This window comes from Tepidimonas fonticaldi (genome assembly GCF_001675355.1).
Taxonomy (GTDB): domain Bacteria; phylum Pseudomonadota; class Gammaproteobacteria; order Burkholderiales; family Burkholderiaceae_C; genus Tepidimonas; species Tepidimonas fonticaldi.
In genome coordinates, this window is sequence record NZ_LZDH01000061.1 from 1 (window position 1) to 844 (window position 844).

2 protein-coding genes are annotated in these 844 nt (G+C 44.3%); both read left to right on the plus strand.

Annotated features, from left to right (window positions below; translation table 11 throughout):
• Positions 1–242 (plus strand): TIM barrel protein (locus A9O67_RS13195; protein WP_231960323.1); only part of this gene is annotated, 242 nt, incomplete at its 5' end.
• 11 nt (positions 243–253) lie between these two features.
• The coding region (locus tag A9O67_RS13200; protein ID WP_269451566.1) for an FGGY family carbohydrate kinase at positions 254–844 on the plus strand (591 nt) is incomplete at its 3' end.

An 844-nucleotide genomic window follows, 5' to 3' on the forward strand; every position in this document is an offset into this window, starting at 1 on the left:
TTCACTTAAAAGATACGTATGCGGTGACTGAAACCTGTAAAGGCCAATTCCGTGATGTGCCTTTCGGTGAAGGCTGCGTGGATTTTGTTAATTTATTCAAATTATTAAAACGTTTAAATTACCGTGGCTCCTTCCTGATTGAAATGTGGACAGAAAAAGCCGATGAGCCACTGATTGAAATTATCAAAGCTCGTCATTGGATGGAAGACAAAATGCAACAAGCAGGCTGGCACAACGCCTAAAGGAGCCGATAATGAATGCATTTTTTATGGGTGTTGACCTTGGTGGTACCGTCATTAAAGCGGGTATCTACACCGCAGAAGGCCAAGAAATTACCGTTGCTGAACATTCTTTTCCCACTGAGAGTCCACAAGCAGGTTTTAGTGAACGCAATATGGAAATGCTGTGGGAAGCGGCTTGCAGCGTGATTCGCCAAGCGATTCAAAATAGCCAGCTCAACGCCGCCCAAATTTCCGGTGTCAGCTTTTCTTCTCACGGCAAAGGGCTGTACTTACTCAATAGCCAAGGAAAACCGGTTAGGAATGGGATTGTGTCATCTGATTCACGAGCTCAATCTATTGTTGATGAATGGCACCAAGACGGCACCGCGGACAAAGCTTATCCATTGAGTTTGCAGCAATTATGGGCTTCTCATCCTGTAGCGCTGTTACGTTGGTTAAAACAACACGAGCCCGATAATTATCGCGATACTCAACATGTTTTGATGGTCCACGATTACATTCGCTACCGTCTAACCGACCAAATTGCCTGCGAAGAAACCAATATTTCTGGCAGCCAATTATTTAACCAATCCCTGTCGAGTTATGACCCTAAATTATGCCAA